Annotated in this window: 3 protein-coding genes; 1 reads left to right on the forward strand and 2 read right to left on the reverse strand. The window is 70.9% G+C overall.

From position 1 onward, the window contains the following. Nucleotides 1-2,678 (reverse strand): cation-translocating P-type ATPase (locus NHG85_RS17320; protein ID WP_253334778.1); only part of this gene is annotated, 2,678 nt, incomplete at its 3' end. 172 nt (nucleotides 2,679-2,850) lie between these two features. On the opposite strand from NHG85_RS17320, the gene NHG85_RS17325 reads away from it, so the two are divergent. Further along, nucleotides 2,851-3,804 (forward strand): 1-phosphofructokinase family hexose kinase, encoded by a 954-nt coding sequence (locus tag NHG85_RS17325; protein WP_253334780.1) that lies wholly within the window; start codon nucleotides 2,851-2,853, stop codon nucleotides 3,802-3,804. Nucleotides 3,805-3,923: 119 nt separating this feature from the next. Here the strand turns inward: NHG85_RS17325 and NHG85_RS17330 are convergent, their stop codons facing one another. Then, nucleotides 3,924-4,532 (reverse strand): VIT1/CCC1 transporter family protein, encoded by a 609-nt coding sequence (locus NHG85_RS17330; RefSeq protein ID WP_440339880.1) that lies wholly within the window; start codon nucleotides 4,530-4,532, stop codon nucleotides 3,924-3,926. Nucleotides 4,533-4,653: the final 121 nt, after the last annotated feature.

The raw sequence follows: 4,653 nt of genomic DNA on the forward strand, positions 1-4,653 counted from the left end.
GCCTCGAGCAGCGCCAGCAGCGCGACCCCGAGCCCGAGGATCAGCGCGCCGTCGGCGGGCGTCACGGGCCGGGTGTCGAACAGCGTTTGCAGCGGCGGGGCGTAGGTGAAGAGCGCCTGTGCCGCCAGGGCCACGGCGATGCCAAGCAGCACGGCGCGCGTGCCGAGAAGTCCCCGCGCCGTGATCGAGGTCATGTGCAGGTAGCGCACCGAGAACAGGTAGAAGATCTCCAGCACCACCAGCAAGTTGACCGAGAGGGTCCGCGCATAGGCGAGCGTTTCGCCCCGCGCCGTGACCCAGGCCGTGACGCCGAAGACGGCCATGCCGAAGAGAGCCGAAACGAGGACCACCCGCCAGATCATCTCGCCATCAAGCAGGGCCGCACCGGGCGCGCGGGGCGGGCGGTCCATCACCCCCGGCTCGGCGGGCTCGAAGGCGAGCGTCAGCCCGAGCGCCACCGCCGTGACCATGTTGATCCACAGGATCTGGATCGGCGTGATCGGCAAGGGTAGCCCGATCAGGATCGCGAGGATGATCACCAGCGCCTCGCCGCCATTGGTCGGCAGGTTCCAGGCGATGACCTTGCGGATGTTGTCGTGGATGGTGCGCCCCTCGCGCACGGCGGCGACGATGGAGGCGAAGTTGTCGTCGGCCAGCACCACCCTTGCGGCCTCCTTCGCGGCCTCGGTGCCCTTGATGCCCATGGCGATGCCGACATCGGCACGCTTGAGCGCGGGCGCGTCGTTCACCCCGTCGCCGGTCATCGCCACGACATCGCCCCCGGCCTGCAGCGCCTCGACCAGCCGCAGTTTGTGCTCGGGCGAGCTGCGCGCGAAGACGGTCGTCATGCCGATGCGGCGGCGCAGTTCGGCCTCGTCCATCGCCTCGATCTGCTGGCCGGTGAGGGCGGGGCCGGTCGTCTCCAGACCCAGTTCGGACGCGACGGTAAGGGCCGTGAGCGCGTGATCGCCGGTGATCATCCTGACCGCGATGCCCGCGCGGCGACAGTCGGCCACGGCCGAAATTGCCTCGGGCCGGGCCGGGTCGATGAAACCCGCGATGCCGAGCAGTGTCAGGTTGCGAATGTTGTCCTGCACCAGCGTGGCGCGATCCGCGGGTTTCGTGGCGAAGGCCAGAACCCGGTGGCCCGTCGCGGCAAGCGCTTCGATCCGCGCCGCCCATGCCGCGCGATCGATGGGCTTCACCCCTTTCGCGCCGATCTGGCAGCTGCAATGCGCGAGGAGCTGATCCGGCGCGCCCTTCACAATTACCTGCCGCCCCTCCGGGCCGTCATTCAGCGTCGCCATGAAGCGATAGGCGGCGTCGAAGGGGATCTCGTGCAGGCGCGCATGGCGCTGGCGCTCGGCCTCGGGATCGAGGCCCGCCTTGTGCGCCAGCGCCAAGAGCGCGCCCTCCATCGGGTCGCCCGCGGCCTGCCAGCCGGTCGGGCCTTCGACAAGATGCGCGTCATTGCACAGCACCCCGGCCCGGATCAGCGGCAGCGCGGCTCTGGCATCGCCCGTGATCTCGCCGCGCGGCGCGTAGCCGGTGCCGCCGATCTCCAGCGGCGGTGCGGCGGGATCGGTCGCGACGCGCCGCACCACCATTTCGTTCATCGTGAGCGTGCCGGTCTTGTCGGTGCAGATCACCGTCACCGCGCCCAGCGTCTCGACCGCCGGAAGACGGCGCACGATGGCATGGCGCGCGGCCATGCGCTGCACCCCGAGCGCCAGCGTGATCGTCAGCACGGCGGGCAGCCCTTCGGGGATGGCGGAGACGGCCAAGCCGACCATGGCGAGAAAGGCGTCGCCCGGCCCGTAGCCGCCGAGCGTGACGGCATAGGCGAAGATGAGGAGGCAGACGGCGAGGATGACGAAGGTCATCTGCCGCGCGAAGCGGTCGATCTGGCGCAACAGCGGCGTGGTACCGGGCTTCACCGCGCCCAGCATCGTGCCGATGCGACCGATCTCGGTGGCGGGCCCGATGGCGACCGCGACGCCGACGCCGCGCCCGGCGGCGATGAGCGTGCCGGAAAAGGCGATCGGGCTGCGATCGCCGAGCGGGGCGTCCCCCGCGACCGCCGGGATGTCCTTGTCGACGGCGACCGACTCTCCGGTGAGCGCCGCCTCCTGCGCCCTGAGACCGCGCGCCTCGATCAGCCGCAGGTCCGCCGGAACCCTGTCGCCCGGCTCGACCAGCACAATGTCGCCGGGCACGATCCCGGACGCGGGGATGCGGGCGCGCGCGCCGTCCCGACGCACCGAGGCCGCGTCGGGCAGCATCGCGCGCACCGCGGCGAGCGCCGTTTCGGCGCGGCCCTCCTGCCACAGGCCGATCGCGGCGTTGAGCACCACCACCGCGAGGATCACGGCCGAATCCGCCCAATGCCCCATTAGCGCGGTGACGACGCCCGCCCCGATCAGCACCTGGATCAGCAGGTTGGCGAACTGCGCACCAAGGCGGGCCAAAAAGCCCCGTCGCGGCGGCTCGGGCAGGCGGTTCTCCCCGAAGCGCGCCCGCCGCGCCGTGGCCTCGACCGTGCTCAGCCCTTCCGGCGAGACGTCGAACGCCGCGAGGACCTGTTCGCCGTCCTGCGCGTGCCAGCCCGTGGCCGGGGTCCTGCCGTCGAAGTTCATGATGCCCGCCGCATCTGCCTCGTCTCGTCTGGAGGCTAGCATGGGTCGGGCGGCATCGTCGCCTGTGGGGCGAAGATGCATTATCGTCGTCGCAGCGTTTCGCCAAGGCACCGCCCCGCTTGCGGCAGATCAACACGCCCGTCGCGGCATATGCGTCCATGGTCGTGCCACCCCGGCGAACCCGCGATTGCCACCCTGACGGGAGGGACACGCCATGCGCCCCATCCTCACCATCACACTGAACCCGGCGCTCGATCTTTCGACCGAGACCGGGGCTCTTGTCGCGGACCGCAAGCTGCGCTGCACGGCGCCCCGGCTCGATCCGGGCGGCGGCGGGGTCAACGTGTCGCGGGCGGTCTTGCGCCTCGGGGGGCGTTCGACCGCGGTGGTGGCGCTTGCCGGTGCGACCGGAGAAACGATCGCCGGGCTACTGGCGCGGGAGGGCATCGATGTCGCGGCGCTTGCCGTCGAAGGGCTGACGCGACAGTCGATCGCCATCACCGAGCGCGAGACCGGGCGTCAATACAGGTTCATCCTGCCCGGCCCCGACTGGCGACAGGAGGCGACGGAGCGCCTGTTCGAGGAGCTGGATCGCCGGCTGGAGGCGGGGCATCTGGTGGTCCTGTCGGGAAGCCTGCCGCCCGGCTTCGATCCGGCCCTGATCGCGAGGCTGCGCGATGATCTTCGTGCCCGGCGGGCGGATCTGTTGCTCGATCTCTCCGGCCCGGCGCTCATCCGCACGGTGCGCGATCACGGCCCTGCGCCGTTTCACCTCATCCGCATGGACGGGGACGAGGCCGAAGAGCTGTCGGGGAGACGTTTCACCACGCCCCGCGATCTCGTCGATTTCGGCCGGACCCTGCTGGATGCCGGGGTGGCCGAGCGCGTCGTGATGGCCTTGGGCAAGCAGGGCACGGCCGGGGTTTCGGCCGAGGGGGCGTTCTTCTGCACCGCCCCGCAGGTCGAGGCGGTCAGCATGGTCGGGGCGGGAGACAGCCTGATGGGCGCCGTCGCCCAAGCCCTGTCGGGCGGCGCGGCCTTCAGGGAAGCCGTCCGGGCGGGCACCGCCGCCGCCGCCGCCGCCGTGACGACCCCTGCGACGCAGCTTTGCGACGGTGCCTTGGCGCAGAGGCTGATCGAGGAGGTGCGGCTCGTCGATCTCGATTGAAACGCTCCGAAGCCAGATAAGCGTCCTGCGTCGCATCCCCATGCGAGACGGGCGGATCGCAGGACTGGGAACGCGACGATACGACCGGCCCATGGTCGGTCCGGACCTAAGACAAGGTATCAGGCCATGCGGAACAGGGTTCCGACCAGATAGGCGATCGAGGCCGCGGCCGCGCCGATGGCGAGGGTCTCGATACCCGATCGCCACCATGCGCTGAGCGACCAGCGGCTCTTGAGCGCGCCGATTGCGAAGAAGACGAGGCCGGTCGCGATGATGGAGAGGCGAAAAGCGGGCTCCAGCCCCAGCGCGTAGGGCAGCAGCGGAATGAGGCCCGCCGCCAGAAAGGCCGCGAAGGTCGCGAGCGCCGCCCGGATCGGGGCGGGGGCCTGCGGATCGAGCCCATGCCCGTCACCCAGGACAAGGTCGATCCAAGCCGACTTGTTGGCCGAGATGACCCCGACGGCCTCGTCGAGCACCGCGCCGTCGAGCCCCTTTGCGCGCAAAGTCCGACGGATCTCCTCGCGTTCGCCCTCCGGGTCCGTCTCGATCCGGCGCGTCTTCATGGCCCGCAGCCGCATCATGTCGTCGCGCTCGGCCTTGGTCCCGGAATAGTTGCTGGCCGCCATGGAGAACCCGTCGGCCAGCACATTGGCGGTGCCGAGCGCGAGGATGATGCCATGCGGCAGGCCCGCGCCTTGCACGCCCGCGACGATGGCGAAGGTGGTCACGGCGCCGTCGATCGCGCCATAGACGAAATCACGCAGATGGGTCGAGCGGCCCGTATCGGCCCGCGGCCCGGCGGCGTCATCCGCACCGCGCCTCCGCGCGCCATGCCCGGCGGCCCGGCCC

The organism is Limimaricola litoreus (assembly GCF_024159025.1).
GTDB lineage: Bacteria > Pseudomonadota > Alphaproteobacteria > Rhodobacterales > Rhodobacteraceae > Limimaricola > Limimaricola litoreus.

What these genes read in the sequence shown, in the direction of transcription:
- NHG85_RS17325 (WP_253334780.1), top strand. Translation starts at nt 2,851, where the DNA reads ATGCGCCCCATCCTCACCATCACACTGAACCCGGCGCTCGATCTTTCG.